At 70.8% G+C, this 16,438-nt stretch carries 16 protein-coding genes; 12 read left to right on the top strand and 4 right to left on the bottom strand.

Annotated elements, in window-relative coordinates:
• Positions 1–207: 207 nt before the first annotated feature.
• The 3 genes from ABZ470_RS25055 (at position 208) to ABZ470_RS25065 (ending at position 1,473) form a co-directional block, all read left to right on the top strand.
• Positions 208–360 carry a S26 family signal peptidase gene (locus ABZ470_RS25055; protein WP_362914188.1) on the top strand — a complete coding sequence of 51 codons (153 nt, stop codon included), beginning with the start codon at positions 208–210 and terminating at the stop codon, positions 358–360.
• A gap of 745 nt (positions 361–1,105) precedes the next feature.
• Positions 1,106–1,288 (top strand): hypothetical protein, encoded by a 183-nt coding sequence (locus ABZ470_RS25060; RefSeq protein ID WP_362914192.1) that lies wholly within the window; start codon positions 1,106–1,108, stop codon positions 1,286–1,288.
• Entirely contained in the window at positions 1,285–1,473 is a 189-nt protein-coding gene (locus ABZ470_RS25065) for a hypothetical protein (protein ID WP_362914194.1), read from the top strand. Before ABZ470_RS25060 ends, ABZ470_RS25065 begins: the two co-directional genes overlap by 4 nt.
• 36 nt (positions 1,474–1,509) lie before the next feature.
• On the opposite strand, the gene ABZ470_RS25070 is transcribed toward ABZ470_RS25065, so the two are convergent.
• Entirely contained in the window at positions 1,510–2,094 is a 585-nt protein-coding gene (locus tag ABZ470_RS25070) for a Clp protease N-terminal domain-containing protein (RefSeq protein ID WP_352013740.1), read from the bottom strand.
• A gap of 2 nt (positions 2,095–2,096) precedes the next feature.
• Positions 2,097–2,330 (bottom strand): RNA polymerase subunit sigma-70, encoded by a 234-nt coding sequence (locus ABZ470_RS25075; protein ID WP_352013739.1) that lies wholly within the window; start codon positions 2,328–2,330, stop codon positions 2,097–2,099.
• 114 nt (positions 2,331–2,444) lie between these two features.
• On the opposite strand from ABZ470_RS25075, the gene ABZ470_RS25080 reads away from it, so the two are divergent.
• From ABZ470_RS25080 to ABZ470_RS25090, 3 genes are read left to right on the top strand one after another with little or no spacing between them, the layout of a single operon-like run.
• A complete protein-coding gene (locus ABZ470_RS25080; RefSeq protein ID WP_362914196.1) occupies positions 2,445–4,196 on the top strand; it encodes an ABC transporter ATP-binding protein in 1,752 nt (583 codons plus the stop codon).
• Positions 4,193–6,034 carry an ABC transporter ATP-binding protein gene (locus tag ABZ470_RS25085; RefSeq protein WP_362914198.1) on the top strand — a complete coding sequence of 614 codons (1,842 nt, stop codon included), beginning with the start codon at positions 4,193–4,195 and terminating at the stop codon, positions 6,032–6,034. The genes ABZ470_RS25080 and ABZ470_RS25085 overlap by 4 nt, the downstream gene beginning before the upstream one ends.
• A gap of 45 nt (positions 6,035–6,079) precedes the next feature.
• Positions 6,080–6,556 (top strand): hypothetical protein, encoded by a 477-nt coding sequence (locus ABZ470_RS25090; protein ID WP_362914200.1) that lies wholly within the window; start codon positions 6,080–6,082, stop codon positions 6,554–6,556.
• Between the two features lie 62 nt (positions 6,557–6,618).
• On the opposite strand, the gene ABZ470_RS25095 is transcribed toward ABZ470_RS25090, so the two are convergent.
• Positions 6,619–8,679 carry a prolyl oligopeptidase family serine peptidase gene (locus ABZ470_RS25095; RefSeq protein ID WP_362914202.1) on the bottom strand — a complete coding sequence of 687 codons (2,061 nt, stop codon included), beginning with the start codon at positions 8,677–8,679 and terminating at the stop codon, positions 6,619–6,621.
• 84 nt (positions 8,680–8,763) lie between these two features.
• On the opposite strand from ABZ470_RS25095, the gene ABZ470_RS25100 reads away from it, so the two are divergent.
• From ABZ470_RS25100 to ABZ470_RS25125, 6 genes are all read left to right on the top strand, one after another.
• A complete protein-coding gene (locus ABZ470_RS25100) occupies positions 8,764–10,176 on the top strand; it encodes a hypothetical protein (RefSeq protein ID WP_362914204.1) in 1,413 nt (470 codons plus the stop codon).
• Complete coding sequence (gene mshB / locus ABZ470_RS25105) at positions 10,133–11,038, top strand: N-acetyl-1-D-myo-inositol-2-amino-2-deoxy-alpha-D-glucopyranoside deacetylase (protein WP_362914206.1); 906 nt, start codon at positions 10,133–10,135, stop codon at positions 11,036–11,038. The genes ABZ470_RS25100 and mshB overlap by 44 nt, the downstream gene beginning before the upstream one ends.
• Positions 11,039–11,043: 5 nt before the next feature.
• Positions 11,044–11,466, top strand: coding sequence for a DUF6113 family protein (locus ABZ470_RS25110; protein ID WP_352013732.1), 423 nt, complete (start codon positions 11,044–11,046; stop codon positions 11,464–11,466).
• A gap of 153 nt (positions 11,467–11,619) precedes the next feature.
• Positions 11,620–12,042 (top strand): hypothetical protein, encoded by a 423-nt coding sequence (locus ABZ470_RS25115; RefSeq protein ID WP_362914208.1) that lies wholly within the window; start codon positions 11,620–11,622, stop codon positions 12,040–12,042.
• Positions 12,043–12,165: 123 nt separating this feature from the next.
• Entirely contained in the window at positions 12,166–12,324 is a 159-nt protein-coding gene (locus tag ABZ470_RS25120) for a DUF6355 family natural product biosynthesis protein (protein WP_362914210.1), read from the top strand.
• A gap of 417 nt (positions 12,325–12,741) precedes the next feature.
• Positions 12,742–13,710 (top strand): MBL fold metallo-hydrolase, encoded by a 969-nt coding sequence (locus tag ABZ470_RS25125; protein ID WP_362914212.1) that lies wholly within the window; start codon positions 12,742–12,744, stop codon positions 13,708–13,710.
• Between the two features lie 6 nt (positions 13,711–13,716).
• Here the strand turns inward: ABZ470_RS25125 and ABZ470_RS25130 are convergent, their stop codons facing one another.
• Entirely contained in the window at positions 13,717–16,251 is a 2,535-nt protein-coding gene (locus ABZ470_RS25130) for a penicillin acylase family protein (RefSeq protein ID WP_362914214.1), read from the bottom strand.
• Positions 16,252–16,438 lie beyond the last annotated feature (187 nt).

Genomic DNA, 16,438 nt, shown 5'->3' on the forward strand with positions numbered 1-16,438 from the left:
CTCCGCGACGGGCGGATGGTGGAGCAGGGCGACCATGCCCGGCTGATGCCCGGCGGCGGGGAGTACGCGCGGTTGTTCGCGCTCCAGCCGTCCGGTTGTCGGGATCCCGCCGCCGAAGGGCCGGCGCCGACGGCGGAAGGCGCGGGATGACCGCCGACGCCGGCCCTCGCCCGGGTTCCCGCGCTGTCCGACGCGCCGGAGGATCGTGTGCCGCCGGGCAGGCCGGTTCTCCTGGGTGACAACCAGGAGGCCGGTTACGACTCCCGGCACGTGGGTTGCTTCCCCGCGGAGCGTGTCCTCGGAGTCGTACTGCGCCCACTCCGTCGGCGCGGTTTTCGAATCCGGAGTGCGGGCCGATAATTCGCTTTTCATGCCATCCGAAAGATGGAGAAAGGCGGCGGAACGCTCGGGAGCCCGAAGGCATGGGGACGGCCTGCCCGGCGTGTTTTCGCTCCGGATCGAGGTGGGGTGTGCGGTGGCTGGAAGTACTTCAATATCTGCTATGAATGCCCGGTTTCGCACCCGGGCAGAACGTTTCCGCGCCCTGTTACGGATGATGTGCCGCCGGTCGCGAAGGTGGTCACGGTAAGTCTTGCCGCGTGAACGCAGAGGTGTGCCGAACCGATGGGAATGGCGGTATGTCAGATATATTCTCGGCACGTATGGGGCTCTCTGGCGACAAATGACCACTTTTCATCGCCGGTTCTAATGGAAATGATGTTGAATGTCGGCTTGTGGTGCCCTTATTCGTATATGGTCGCTCCATCGACATGATCATATTTGGCGGGCGCCGGAGGTGAGCCGTCCCCGGGCCGTCACGATCCGCAGTGGCGGGGAGGCCGGCGTCCCCCTATTGAGCGACGGCTGGATTTCGCGTGGTCACGGCATTGGAATCCCGGCAGGAGCGCCTTTCCCGGTATAGGTGGATTCGCGGGAGTCATTTCCGGCATCGCTTGTTCGCGGTGGTCGTGACCCTCGCCCTGGGGCTCAGGGCGCTGACGATGCTGGGATTCCGGCCCGGACGGATCTACTGGACTATCTGCGGACCGTCGCCGGTGACGTCTCGCTGGCCTTCCACTGGACCCCGGCGGACCATCCGATGCGGATGTCCGGGCCGCTCAGCCTGTGGGGAGGCGTGGCGGCGCCGGCCGTTCCCGACTGGGCCCGTTCGTACCTGCGGAGATACGCGCCGGGCGTCACCGGGGAGTACGAGGCGGTCCAGCCGTACGCCGGGTTCCTGCAGGCCTTCAGAACCCCTCCTACCTGCGTGGGCCGTTCCTCGGGGTGATCCTTCTGCTGGGGGTGGCGGGCCTGCGCCGTAAGGATGTGCTGCTGCCGTGGGGGACGGCGGTGGTTCTGCTGGTGCTGCCCGTCGCCGTGCTCGATTTCGATCACCGTTGCGTGCTTCCCGTCGTGCCGTTCGCGTGCCTCGCGGCGGCCCTCGCGGTTTCCGCGCGCTTCCGGGCCGGTTAGGACCGGGCCGGAGAGAGGCCCGGTCCCCGGCCCGGCCTACGCCCGGGAGGCGCCGCCCTGATCCTGGCCGAGCTCCGCGACGATCTCCCGGCGTAGTGCCCCCGTGTCGATGCCGGCGTCGGTGATGACGCGGGAGCCCAGCCCTCTGCCCTCGCGGAGGATGCCGAGCAGCAGGTGGCCGTCGCGGATGCCCTTCTGCTTGAGCGCCAGTGTCTCGCGCAGGGAAAGCTCCAGGGCCTTCTTGGCCTGTGGGGTGAAGGGGATGTGCCGTCCGCTGCGGAGTCCGTTCCTGGTCGTGACGGGGTCGCGGTCGAGGGAGCCGGGCCCGAAGGCGGCCTCGACCCTCTCCCTGATGGCCGACAGGTCGATGCCGATCGTTTCGAGGGCCTCGGCGTCGAGGGCGGTGGCGCGTCTGACGGGGGTGAGCCGTACGACGGCCCGGTAGGCGCGTTCGTAGTCGAGGCCGTGCCCGGTCAGCACCCGGGTGACCATGCAGGAACGCTGGTCGAGCAGGCCGAGCAGGATGTGCTCGGTGCCGCAGCGGTCGTGGCGCAGTCGCCTGGCGTTCTCCTGGGCGAGGGTGACCGCCTGGCGGCTCTCCTGGTGGAACCGTTCGAACATCGCTACCTCTCCCGTCTCAGCAGCCCGCGGCCACCGGCGTACTTCTTGTGGACCGCCTGCCTCGTCACCTCAAGGCAGTGGGCGATCTCCTGCCAGGACCAGCCCTGTTGTCTGGCGTTCTCGACCTGGAGGGCCTCCAGCCGATCGACGAGGATCCGCAACGCCCGTACGGCCCGCAGGCCGACGGCCGGGTCGCGGCTGCCCGCGTCCGAGGCCAGCTGTGCCGTGTCGCTCATGTATGTCAATGTAAGTTGACGCCATTGAGATGTCAACCTTGATTGACGAGGCCCGTCTCACGGTCAGAAAACGGTTTGCCGGGTGATCGTGGGGTTTGTCAGCCTGGTAGGGCTATGCGTTCCCTGCCTGCCGCTGATCCCGGCGATCCCGATTCCCGAAGTCCCTTCCGATATCTCCTCTGGACCGCCCGCTCGCAAGCCGGTCCCCTGCTCATCGGCATCGGCTACGCCATCCTGTGGTGGACCTCGATGGCCCTGATCCCCGCCGCGATCGGTCGCAGCGTGGACGCCATCTGGAACCAGGACATGCGGAGCCTGCTCATCTGGACGGCGGTCGTGTTCGGCCTGGGAGTGGCGCAGGCGGTGACGAGCACCCTTCGTCACCGGATGGCCGTCTTCAACTGGCTGTCCGCCGCCTACCGCACGGTCCAGGTCACCGTCAGGCAGGCCACCAGGCTGGGGGCGACCCTGCCCAAGCGGGTGTCGACCGGCGAGGTGGTCAGCGTCGGCAACTCCGACATCGCCCACATCGGCAACGCGATGGACATCCTGCTGCGGGGCACGGGGGCGGTCGTCGCCGTCGTCACGGTCACCGTCATCCTCATCAGCACCTCGCCCGCGCTCGGACTGACCGTGCTCGTCGGTGTTCCGATCATGGCCGTCGCGGTCGGCCCCCTGCTCAGGCCGCTGCACCGGCGCCAGCACGCCCACCGTGACCTCCAGGGGGAGCTCTCGACCAGGGCCGCCGACATCGTCGCCGGCCTGCGCGTGCTGCGCGGCGTCGGCGGCGAGCAGATCTTCGCCGAGCGCTACGCGGAGGAGTCCCAGAAGGTACGGCGGGCGGGCGTGCGGGTCGCCGCGATCGAGGCGACCCTTGAGGGAGCCCAGGTCCTGCTGCCCGGCCTGCTGATCGCGGGCGTGACCTGGCTCGGCGCCAGGTTCGCGCTCAGCGGGGAGATCACCGTGGGCCAGCTCGTGGCCTTCTACGGCTACGCCGCCTTCCTGATCTCCCCGCTGCGCACGCTCACCGAGACCGCGGACAAGCTGACCAAGGGACACGTGGCCGCCCGCAGGGTGGTGCGGATCCTCAACCTGCGGCCCGAGATCACCGGCGGCACCGGGACCTCGCCCGGCGGCCTGCTGCGTGACGTCGCCTCCGGCGTCGCCGTACGCCCGGGTGCCCTCACGGCCGTCGTCTCGGCCGTCCCCGAGGAGAGCGCGACGATCGCCGACCGGCTCGGCCGGTACGCCGACGGCGACGTGGACTTCGGCGACGTACCGCTGGACAGTCTGCCGGTCGCCGAGGTCCGCCGCCGGATCCTGGTCGCCGACAACGAGGCCGGGATGTTCGCCGGGGTGCTCAGGGACGAGCTGGACGTGACCGGGACCGCCTCCGAGGAGACGATCAACCGCGCCCTGCGCGCCGCGTGCGCCGAGGACGTCGTCGAGGCGCTGCCCGGCGGTCTCGACGCGGCCGTCGCCGAGGCGGGCCGGGAGTTCTCCGGCGGCCAGCGGCAGCGGCTGCGGCTGGCCAGGGCGCTGGCCGCCGACCCCGAGGTGCTCATCCTCATCGAGCCGACCAGCGCGGTCGACGCGCACAGCGAGGCGCGCATCGCCGTACGGCTGGCGGAGGCCAGGGCGGGCAGAACCACCCTCGTCTGCACCACGAGCCCGTTGGTGCTCGACCACGCCGATCACGTGATCTACGTGGAGGAGGGCGTCGCGCGGGCCCAGGGCACCCACAGGGAACTGCTGGCCGTCAGCGCGGACTACCGCGCCGTCGTCACCAGGGGAGAGGAGGAGTCCACGCGGCCCCCGGAACCCGCCGGCGCCGGACGCGGGAACCCAGGAAAGGAGGCCGCGTGAGCGGGCAGATCCTCCCGGTCGCCGACCGGGCACAGGTACGGGCCTACGCCCGCAGACTCACCCTGAAGTATCCCGGCACGCTGTCGGCGGCCCTCGGCCTGCACGGCCTGGCCGCGGCGGCGGGCCTGGTCGTGCCGTGGATGCTCGGCGACCTCGTCCACGGCATCAAGAACGGCACGGGGATCGACGTCACCGTGGTCGCGCTGGCCATCGCGGGCTTCCTCGCCGCGCAGGGGGTGCTCGTCAGGTTCGCGGTCTACGTCTCCTCACGGCTCGGGGAGAAGGTCCTCGCCGAACTGCGCGAGGAGTTCGTCGGCCGGGTCCTCGCCCTGCCGCTGTCCACGGTCGAGCGCGCGGGGTCCGGCGACCTGATCACCCGCACCTCGCGGGACGTGGACACCCTCTCCCGCAGCGTGCGGCACGCCGTACCGGAGACGGTGATCGCCCTGGTGGCCTTCGTGATCACCGCGGGGGCGCTGATACTGACCGGGCCGTTGCTCGTGCTGCCCGCGCTGCTGGTCGTACCGCTGCTGTGGATCTCGACGCGGTGGTACCTCAGGCGGGCGCGGGACGGCTACCTGCGGGAGAACGCCGCCTACGCGGACATGACCGAGGGGCTGGCCGAGACGGTCGGCGGCGCCCGTACCGTCGAGGCCCTGGGACTCCAGGAGCGCAGGCGGCGCCGTACGGACGTCGACATCGCCAGGTCGTGGGCGGCCGAACGCTACACCCTCGGGCTGCGCATGGTGTGGTTCCCGGCCGTCGAGTTCGGTTACGTGCTCCCGATCGTGACGACGCTGCTGGCCGGGGGTGTCTTCTACACCCAGGGCTGGGTCACGATCGCCCAGGTGACGGCGGCCACGCTGTACGTGCAGCAGCTGGCCGACCCGCTCGACCGGCTGATGTCGTGGGTGGACGAACTCCAGGTGGGCGGCGCCTCCATGGCCCGGCTGCTCGGCGTCGCCGAGGTGCCCGACGACCGGGAGGCCGGTTCCGAGGCTCCCGAGGGGGAGGAGTTGCGGGCCGAGGACGTCCGCTACGCCTACCGCGAGGGACACGACGTGCTGCACGGCGTCGACCTGGTGGTCAGGCCGGGGGAGCGGCTGGCCATGGTCGGTCCCTCCGGGGCGGGCAAGTCGACGCTCGGCCGCCTGCTCGCGGGCGTCCACGGGCCGCGGACCGGCTCGGTCACGGTCGGCGGCGCCCCGCTGGTCGAGCTCCCGCTCGACGACCTGCGCGGCCACGTCGCGCTGGTGACCCAGGAACACCACGTGTTCCGGGGCACGCTGCGGGAGAACGTGCTGATCGCCCGTCCGGACGCCGACGCGGACCAGGTCAGGGCGGCGCTTGAGGCGGTGGACGCCTGGGAGTGGGCCGCCGGTCTGCCCGACGGGCTGGACACGATGGTCGGTTCCGGCGGTGAGCCGGTCCCGCCCGCCCAGGCCCAGCAGCTCGCCCTGGCCCGGCTGGTCCTGGCCGACCCGCACACCCTCGTCCTGGACGAGGCGACCTCGCTGATCGACCCCAGGGCGGCCCGTTCCCTTGAGCGTTCGCTGGCCGCGGTGCTCGACGGCCGTACGGTGATCGCCATCGCCCACCGCCTCTACACGGCGCACGACGCCGACCGGGTCGCGGTGGTCGAGGACGGGCGGATCAGCGAACTCGGCTCCCACGAAGAGCTGGTCGCCGCGGGTGGCTCCTACGCCGCCCTGTGGAGCAGCTGGCACGCCAACGGCGGAGTGAAGGAAAACCGTCCTGTCCGGTGGGGAAAGGAGGGGAACCTCCGGGTGCACCTTCCGGGGGAAACGGCTCCGCGCGACTACAGTGATCGTCACTGACAGTGGTCAGTCGAGTGCGAAAAGTCGCAGGAAAGGGGTGCCCCCGTGTCACCTGAATCGATCGCATCCGTCACGAGCTCGACGCTGGGCAGGCTCCTGGCGGGAGCCGCCCTTCTTGTCCCCGCCTTCATGATCTGCGGGGGGCCGGCCGAGGCCGCCGTGCCCGCCGTCGGTCACACCGTCACCGCGGACCCGGCCCCCGTGGCGACCCCCTCGCCCGGCCCGACGAAGACCGGGCGGCCCGCCAAGCGGAACAGGGCCGCCGAGGACGCAGGCCAGGACGTCCGCTCGATGACCGGCGGCCACAGCGGCGGCAAGGTCGGCGGCAGGGGCGGTGGCAAGAACGGGGGCGCCACCGGCCCGCAGGGCGGGGACACCTACGACCCCGAGGCCAGTGCCGACGACGCCGCCCCCGGGGGCCGCAGCGCGGGTGCGGGCCCCGGCTCCAACACGGGCCCCGCTACCGGCCACGGCCGCAACGGCATCAAGCGGTCGGCGGGCAAGTGGCAGCGTTTCAAGTGACGCCCCAGGACTGAACGGAAGCGGCCGCCGTACCCCGGGGAGGGTACGGCGGCCGCTCCTCGTCAGGACAGGGCCTTGTTGAGGAAGTCCACCTGCAGCAGCAGGAGGTTCTCGGCCACGACCTCCTGCGGCGTCATGTGGGTGACGCCGGACAGCGGCAGCACGTTGTGCGGGCGCCCGGCGGCCAGCAGCGCGGACGACAGGCGCAGCGTGTGCGCGGCCACCACGTTGTCGTCGGCCAGGCCGTGGATCAGCAGGAGCGGGCGTTCGAGCTTCTCGGCGTCCGCGAACAGCGACGAGGCGTCGTAGTGCCCCTCGGCGGGCTGGCCGAGATAGCGCTCGGTGTAGCAGGTGTCGTAGAGCCGCCAGTCGGTCACCGGGGCTCCGGCGATGGCGGCGTGGAAGACGTCGGGCCGCCGCAGCACGGCCAGCGCCGCGAGGTAGCCGCCGAACGACCAGCCCCTGATGCCGACCCTGGACAGGTCCAGGTCGTCGGGGAAGCGCTCCGCCGCGCCGTGCAGGGCGTCCACCTGGTCGTCGAGGACCGGGGTCGCCAGGTCGTGCAGGATCTCCCGCTCGAACTCGGGGCCGCGTCCCGGGGTGCCCCGGCCGTCGGCGACCACGACCGCGAAGCCCTGGTCGGCGAACCACTGGCTGGTCAGGTAGGCGCCCGAGGCGGACAGGACACGCTGGGCGTGCGGGCCGCCGTACGGGTCCATGAGGACCGGGAGCCTCGCCGAGCCGGGCACGTGCCCTGACGGGAAGACCACGGCGGTCGACAGCTCGCGCTCGCCCGTACGGATCAGGGAGACCCGCAGGTCGAGGCCGTGGCGTTCGGCGTGGGAGGTGATGTGCCCGACGTGGCGGCCGTGGTGGGAGACGCGGGTGACCGGTCCCTCTCCGTCGAGGGTCTGGCCGGTGACCACGAGGGTCCCGCCCGCGGCCTGGCCGCTGTAGACGCCGCTGTCCTGCGGGCTGACCAGGGTGATCCGCCCGTCCTTGTAGGCCCACAGCGCGATCTCGGACGGCTCGCCGCTGGCGCGGAACAGCACCGTGTCGCCGCTGACGCCCGCGACGTCGCGGACCTGGAGGGAGGCCGGGGTGACGGGCTGGTCGCCGACGATCAGGCGGCGGCCCCCGTCGAGGTTCGTCACCCAGACGAGGGAGCCGTCCGACAGGTGGCCGGGGACGCCGGTGACGACGTCGACCCAGGCGGCGTCGGTGTCCTCGCGGACGAGGGAGGAGGCGCCGGTCTCGGGGTCGACGTCGAACAGGCGCATGGTCCGCTGGTCACGCGTCATGGTGACGATGGACAGGCCGTGGTCGTCCCAGGCGGCGTTGACGAGGTACTCGTCGGTGAAGGGCACCGGGACGCGGCCACCGGCCAGGGACAGCACGAACAGTTCGACCTTGGCGTTGGGGGTTCCCGCCGCGGGGTAGCGCTGCTCGGTCGCGGGCCTGGCGGGGTTGGCCGGGTCGGCGATGTGCCACTTCTCGACCGGTGAGTCGTCGGCCCGCTCGACCAGTACGGCCTCGCCGGACGGGGACCACCAGTAGCCGCGCATCCGGTCCATCTCCTCGGCGGCGATGAACTCGGCCAGGCCGTAGGTCACCTCGGGCGCCTCGGGGCGGGCGAGCGCGTGGTCGACCTCGTCCTCAAGGTCCTGGACGTGGAAGGCGCCACCGGTCACGTATCCGACGTGCACACCGGTCGGGGAGAGCCGGGGGTCGATGACCGGGCCCGGGGTGCGCAGGTGGCGCACGCTCCTGGTCCGCAGGTCCACGACGTACAGGCCGCCGGAGAGGGCGAAGGCGGCCGTGGTCACCGCGGCGTCGGTGCTGTAGGCGACGATGCCGCCCGCCGACTCCCTGGCGCGCTCGCGGCGTGCCCGTTCCTCCGGCGGGAGGTTCTCCTCGTCGGCGGCGATGACCCGGGGATCGGCGATCAGCCGTTCCGTGCCGCTGGCCACGTCGAACTCCCACAGACAGGTGACCGGGTCACAGCCGCCCTTGGTCCGCAGGAAGACAATCCGCGCACCGTCGGGCGCGACCGTGAACGCACGGGGAACGCCGAGGGTGAAGCGGCGGGTCCTTGCGTGCAGCCGAGGAAAACTCTCACTCATACCAGTCATCTTGCCAGTACGGTCCCGGGAAGGGATCTCCCAGGATGGTCCAAATGAATGTGATCATGGGAGAAACTTGGGCGAGTGACGCTTACCGAGCGAATCGCTCGCTCCCCCGGGACGCCCGCCGTTCTGGCCTTCGCGTTCGTGATGTGGGGGATCGGCGTCCCCTCGTTCTGGCGTGACGAGTCGGTCAGCGTCCTGGCGGCCAGGATGTCCTTCGACGAGCTGCGCGAGCTGCTCTCCCACATCGACACCGTCCACGCGCTGTACTACCTGCTGCTACGCCCCTTCGCCGCCCTCGGCGGGGAGGTCGCGGTCAGGCTGCCCTCCGCGCTCGCGGTCGCCGGGGCGGCGGCCGGGATCACGGCCCTGGGCCGCAGGCTCTCCGCCCCCGGCTCCTGGACCGGGACCTACGCGGGCCTGGCCTACGCGCTCATCCCCATGGTCAGCCGCTACGGTCAGGAGGCACGCAGCTACGCCCTGGTCAGCGCGGTCGCGGTGGCCTCGACCCTGGTCCTGCTCGGCGAACGGCGCTCCCGCCACGCCGGTTACGGCCTGCTGGTCGCCCTGCTCGGCTGGTTCCACCTCTACGCGCTGCTCCTGCTGCCCGCGCACGCCCTCATCGTGCTCCGCCGCGGGCGACGGGAGATCCTGCCCTGGCTCGCGGCGCTCGCCGGGGCGGCGGTGCTGCTGGTTCCCCTGGTCCTCATGGCCTCCGGGCAGCGGGACGAACAGCTCTTCTGGCTGAAGACGCCCGACCTGGCGGCCCTGGCGCAGTTCGGTGTGGAGATCTCCGGAGGACCCGTCTCCTGGCAGGACTCGGGCACCCCGCCGCTGTTCCTCGCCCTCCTGGGGCTGCTCGCCCTGCTCGGCGTCTGGTACGGCAGGGCGTCGCTCACGGAGGTCGCCCTGCCGTGGGCCCTCGTCCCGGTCGCGCTGTCCTACGCGATCTCCCAGGTGTACCCGGTCTACAACCCGCGCTACGTCATGTTCGTCCTGCCCGCCCTGGCGCTGCTGGCCGGGGCCGGTCTGGCGGGACTGCCCCGGCCGTTCTCCGGGCGGGCACCGATCGGCCTGGCGGCCCTGGCCGCCCTCGCGGCGCTGTCCATGAGCGCCCAGCTGACCGTCAGGGGCCCCGCCAACCGCCCCGACGACCTGCGCACCCTGGCGGCCGAGCTCGGCGCCGCCGAACGCCCCGGCGACGCCGTGCTCTACGCGCCGGAACGCTTCTGGCTGTTCGTCTCCGTGTACGGCGGGCCGTACGGGAAGCTGGTGCCCTTCGACCCCGGCGCGGAGCGGGTGTGGCTGGTCTCCCGGCGGCTCCCGGGGACCGAGTGGCAGAGCGACCCCCGGCTGGCCGCCCTGAAGCGGGGCTTCACCAAGGCCGGGCCCACCCGGATATCCGGTGCGGTCCGTGTCACGCTCTACACCCGGCGGCTACCCTCGAACCATGAACGACCGCCGTCTGCTGCTCGTGCACGCCCATCCCGATGACGAGACGATCGGCACCGGCGCCACCATGGCGAAGTACGCCGCCGAGGGAGCCGGGGTGACCCTGGTGACCTGCACCCTGGGCGACGAGGGCGAGGTCATCCCGCCCGGCCTGGCCCACCTGACGTCCGACCGTGACGACGCCCTCGGCGGGCACCGGATCGGCGAGCTGGCCGCCGCCTGCGCGGCCCTCGGCGTCACCGACCACCGCTTCCTCGGCGGCCCGGGGCGCTGGCGCGACTCCGGCATGATGGGCGTGGCCTCGAACGACCACCCCGCCGCCTTCTGGCGGGCCGACCTGGACGAGGCGGCCGGAGAACTGGTCAAGGTCATCCGCGAGACGCGTCCCCAGGTCCTCGTCACCTACGACGAGAACGGCTTCTACGGCCACCCCGACCACATCCAGGCGCACCGCGTCTCGGCACGGGCCTTCGAACTGGCCGCGGACCCGGCGTTCGGCGAGGGCGAGCCGTGGCGGATCGCCAAGTTCTACGTCACCGCGGTGGCCAGGTCCACGATGCGCAGGACCGCCCAGGCGCTGGTCGAGGCCGGGACGCGCTTCCTCCCCGAGCGGGTCGAGGACCTGCCGTACGGCTGCGCCGACGAGGACGTCACCACCGAGATCGACGCCCGCGCGCACATCGAGGCCAAGTTCGCGGCGATGCGGGCGCACGCCACCCAGATCAGCGTCGAGGCCCCGTGGTACGCCCTGTCGAACGACGTCGGCCAGGAGGTGCTGGCGGTCGAGCACTACATCCTGCGCTCCGGCCTCCCCGGCTCCGGCGCTCCGGCGGCACCGGTCGAGGTCGGCGGCCTCGGCGAGCCGTACAAGCCGGAGGACGATCTCTTCGCCGGGATCGACTAGCCTCCATGGTTGTGATGGAGCAGGTCCCCACGGCCGAGCGGTCCTCGGGCAGGGCGGTCGCCGTGGCGGCGTACGCCGTCCTCTTCGTTCTCGGCCTTCTCATGGGCCTTCTGGGCGCCTTCCAGCATTCGTGGTACCTCAGGCCGACCACGGTCCCGATCTCCTCCTTCGGCTGCGTCCTGGCGCTGTTCGCCGTCTGCTACGGGGCCGGGCGGATGATGCGCGGCAAGCTGGCGGCCCTGGCCGCCGCGAGCGGCTGGCTGGTGATGACGATGATGTGGCTCTCCGGCAGACAGGAGGGCGACGTGATCATCGCCGCCGACCTGTCGGGCTACGTCTACCTCTACGGGGGCATGATCGCCGCCCTGGTGGCCGTCCTGATCACCCCGACCTCACACGGCGGCTCCTGGCTGCTGACCCGCCACTGAGGATGTCCACGTTGGCGGTGACGATCGCGCCACCGCGTCGCAGCCGCCAATCGTAACCTCGGACTCGCGAACGGTCGCGAGGCAGACGATCCGGTCATCTCCCGTACCGGAGAGCCGTTGGCTCCCCGCGGCACGGCGGCGCACAATCCTGGTATGCGGCGGTTGCATCGCGTACGGCGCACGCTCAACTACCTCAACCTGTCCACCCCGCTCGGACTGTTGCTGGTACGGCTGGGCGGCGCCAGGAGGAGGGCGGGGCCGGACGGGCTGATCCTCGCCTACGGCTACCGCATCCCGTTCCCCGTCGCCGGGGCGTTCACCGTCGGCAACGTGGTGCTGACCAGGTCGCAGGAGGGGAGTCTGACCGAGTCCCTGGTCAGGCACGAGGGCAGGCACGCCTCGCAGTACATGTTCTGCGCGGGACTGCCGATGCTTCCGCTGTACGTCGTGGCGGTGGTCGTCTCGGTGCTCGTCTGCGGCGACCCCTCCTCGTGGAACGTCTTCGAACGCCTCGCGAACCTGGAGGACGGAAACTACATCCGTAAATCACCATGGTGGTTCAGGAAGCGGTTTTAGGATTTTGTGACGGCGGAGGAGGTTGGCGGCAAACCTTCGTCATTTGGCAGGGATCACGGTGGAGCCGGAGTCCGTCCGGCGGATAGTTTTGACGAAATTCCAGCCAGAACACGAAGGGGTGCCGTGGCCTGCTACCACCACTGTGGCTCCTCCGACCGGGTTCTCATCCGTGTCGGGCGGACCTTCGACCGGCCCGGATACGACCGGTGCGTCAGGCCCGGGATGACCCTGCCCGGCATGCCGTACGACATCGAGTACGCCCGGGCGAAGGGTCCCCGCTGAACCGACTCCGTGGCGGTGGAGACCGAGGAACATCGGGACGACGCCGTTTTCCGGGGAGACGGTCGCCGGGTTGTTCCACGTCCGGTCCTCTGGGGTGTGATCGGTCGAGGATAATTCGGTGAACATCTCCGTCGGCATTGATTCGTTGATCGATGAACGGCGTGGGACCGGATTCCGCGGTTCCCCGTGACGGAGCGGAAACACTGTGGTGATCCACAGTGGAGGGGCCGGGCCGCGTGCGCGGTCCGGCCCCTCCGGCATGGGGCCCCGCGCGTGCCCGAGCGCCTCGCGAACCTGGAAGACGGGAACTGGACCCGTAAATCGCCCTGGCGGTTTCGGCTTAAGTCACCTTAATGGGAATAAATCACCTCATATAGGGATCATCGCCCGGACCGGTGGTTGCCAAGGGGGTCACCCATGTCTCAGACGATCCAGCCTGAGATCTCGCCGCGCGTACCGGAACGGGCGTGGCCACGTAGCTTCAGAGACCGGCTGACCTCTCCGTTGCCCGCCTTCCAGGAACTGCTCGCCGCCATGTGGCACGGCGGGTTCCGGCCGGAGACCGGGGACGCCGACCTGATCCCGGTGACCAGGAACGGGCTGCCCAGGCCGGTGGCGACCGAGACCGTGGTCACCTGGGTCGGGCACGCGACCTACGTCCTGCAGATGGGCGGCCTGACGATCCTCACCGACCCCGTCTGGGCCAGGCGCATCCCCGGGGGCAGGCCCAGGCTCACCCCGCCCGGCGTCGCCTGGACGGACCTGCCCAGGATCGACGCCGTGGTGATCAGCCACAACCACTACGACCATCTGGACGCCCCGACCGTACGGCGCCTGCCCAGGGACACCCCCGTCCTCGTCCCGGCCAGACTGAGGCCCTGGTTCACCCGGCGGGGCTTCACCGACGTCGTCGAACTCGACTGGTGGGAGAGCACCGAGATCGGCGAGGTGTCCTTCGACTTCGTCCCCGCCCACCACTGGAGCCGCAGGTCGATCAGCGACACCTGCAGGACGCTGTGGGGCGGCTGGGTCATCAGGACCGTGGACCAGACGGTCTACTTCGCCGGGGACAGCGGGTACGGCGAGCGCTTCGCCCAGATCGGGGAGCGCTATCCGGCGGGCGTCGACCTGGCCCTGATGCCGGTCGGCGCGTTCGAGCCCCGCTGGTTCATGAAGAACTCGCACGTCGATCCGGCGCAGGCCGTACAGGCGTGCGCGGACGTCGGGGCGCGGCGGATGGCGACGATGCACTGGGGCACCTTCCTGCTGTCCGGCGAGCCGCTGCTGGCCCCGGTCGAACAGGCCCGCGCGGCATGGGCCGCGGCGGGCAGAGACCGCGCCGACCTGTGGGACCTGGCCGTCGGCGAGTCCCGCGTCCTGCCGTGAGACGGGTCACGGCGTGAGGGTCAGGGTGTCGACGGCGGCCTTTCTGACGGACTCCTCGCGGGAGAGCATCGGCGTCGTCCCGCCGTCGGCCCACAGGGGCGCCTGGTCCCAGTAGTTGGCGTGGAAGGCGTGTCCCGAGGCGCCCGTCAGGTTGATCCATCGTGACCTGTCCAGGTCGGCGAGGTCGACGACCATCCGCATCGACGGCAGCCAGCTGACCTCGTACCCCTCCTGGACGTCCCAGCCCGCGGCGTCGACCGCGTCGTCGTTGCCCGGCACCGGGAACGGGCCACGGTTGAACAGCCGTTCGACCAGAGAGATCCCCGAGGAGCCGAAGGTCTGGCTGGTCAGGGTGAGCGTGTGCACCTCACCCCAGCGCCACGCCTTGACGTCCTCGCCCAGGAGCCGCCGCAGCTCGTCGTAGCCGAGCGCCATGGCCCGGCGCAGCATGTCGTCGCGGGTCTCCCGCTGCGGCGTCCGCGTGTCGTCCCAGAACGGGTCCTCCGGCCGGTCGAGCATGACGCGGACCACCTCGAACCACCGGTCGCCGCCGGTCGGCCAGGCCACCTCCGGCAGGTCGTCGTTGAAGGTCTCGATGAGCAGGTGTCGCCAGACGGCGTTGAAGTACGCCGCGGGGGCCGAGTCGACACCCTGCGAGCCGTCCCAGGAACGCAGCAGGTCGAGGGCGCGTGCCGGGTCCCCGGCCACCTTCAGGGCCGTCAGGCGGGGCACCAGGAAGGGCGCGAGGCCGTTGCCGGTGTCCTGCTGGACCGCGCCCATGGTCTCGACGTCCACCTTGCCCTTGGCGATCTCGGCCTCAAGGCGGTCGAGGATGCGCTGGGAGCGGTAGCCGTACGCCCAGTCCTTGGTCAGCATGTGCGGGTAGCGCCCGGGATCGACGACCGCGTTGTTCGCGGTCACGACGTAGCCCTCCGGTGGGTTGTAGGCGCTGGGCAGGTCCTGGAAGGGGATGGTCGACTGCCAGGAGTACTCGCCGGTCCAGCCGGGGACGGGCCAGGTGCCGTCGCCCCTGGTCCTGACGGGGATGCGGCCGGGCGCCTGGTAGCCGATGTTGCCGTCCACGTCGGCGTAGACCATGTTCTGCGAGGGAACCTCGAACTTGCTCGCCGCCGCCCTGAAACTCGGCCAGTCACGTGCCGTGTTGAGGTCGAAGATCGCGTCCGCGGTCCTGCCGGGTTCCAGCGCGGTCCACTTGAGGGCGACCGCGTCCGCCGGTTCCCTGAAGACCGCGGCCGCGCCGGGCAGGGCGTCCTTCGCGTCGCCCATGACGTCGGAGATGATCGGCCCGTGCAGGGTCTCGCGCACAGTGAGCGTGACCGGATCGCCACCCGCGACCTCGATCTTCTCGGCCCTCGTGGTGAGCGGCCGCCACTCGCCCATGAACAGGTAGGAGTCGTCCTTCACCCGTTCGAGATACAGGTCGGCGACGTCGGGGCCGAGGTTGGTGAACCCCCAGGCGACCCGGTCGTTGTGCCCGATGATCACGCCGGGCAGCCCGGAGAAGGTGAACCCGGTGACGTCGAAGGAACACCGCTCACTCTTGGTACGGCAGTGCAGCCCGGCCTGGTACCAGATCGAGGGCATCCCCGGCGCCAGGTGCGGGTCGTTGGCCAGCAGCGGCTTGCCCGAGGCGGTGTGCGCGCCGCCGACGACCCAGGAGTTCGAGCCGATGCCGTTGCCCCCCTTGGGGTCGCCCATCAGGCTCGGTACCGCGGCGACGGTCGCGGCGGCCCCGGTCAGCGCCGTGGGGTCGGCGCTCTCCTCGGGGCCGGGTGAGGCGCCACGCGGCTCCTGGGCCTGGTCGAAGCCGTGGTCGGTGACCGAGCCCTTGGTGACGATCGGCCGGTGTGTGCCGAAGGGGTAGCCGGGCCAGAGCTGCTCGACCCGTTCACGGGGCAGCTTGCTCGCCGCCACCGCTCTGCCGATCTCGTCGGAGAGGTTGGAGCGCAGGTCCCAGGCCATGGCCTTGAGCCAGGCGACGGAGTCGACGGGGGTCCACGGCTCCGGCTGGTAGCCGGAGTTGGTGAGCCTGAGCAGGCCGTACTCCAGGCTCTTGCCGAGTGCGCCCTCGTGCTGCTCCATCCAGGAGTTGACGCCCCTGGCGTAGGCGTCGAGATAGCGGCGGGTCTGCTCGGAGAGCATCGGCAGCTCCCGCTCGGCGATCCGCCGCCAGCCCATGGTCCTGATGGCCTTGTCCTCGGGGAGCGTCGAGGGGCCGAACATCTCGGACAGGCGTCCGGCCGTCACGTGCCTGCGGAAGTCCATCTCGAAGAACCGGTCCTGGGCGTGCACGTAGCCCTGGGCGAGGAACAGGTCCTCCGAGGAGTCCGCATAGATATGCGGCACCCCTGTTTTATCGCGATATACGGTGACTTTTCCGGTCAGGCCCTTCACCTTGAGGTCGCCCGACACCTGCGGGAACGACGCTCGTACGGCCAGCACCCCCGCTCCGGCCAGAGCCAGGCAGAGCACCACGAGGGTGGTCACCACCCGCGCGAGCCACATGAGCGGTCGGGGCATCCGGGCATATGGCCGGAACTTCACAAACACCTCCTAGGCGGCGTGCTCGAACAAGTTTGGCAGCTCTTCGCACGTCAGAACGCCGCTTCCACCTCCGCGACCCCCGGGGAACCGCGTGGCGGCCCCGTGTACAACAGGGGAAAACCCGCGGTGAGACGGGAAAAGACGGTGGAACGGCTCAAGGAGG

The sequence above is a fragment of the Streptosporangium sp. NPDC020072 genome (genome assembly GCF_040631445.1).
Taxonomy (GTDB): Bacteria; Actinomycetota; Actinomycetes; order Streptosporangiales; family Streptosporangiaceae; genus Streptosporangium.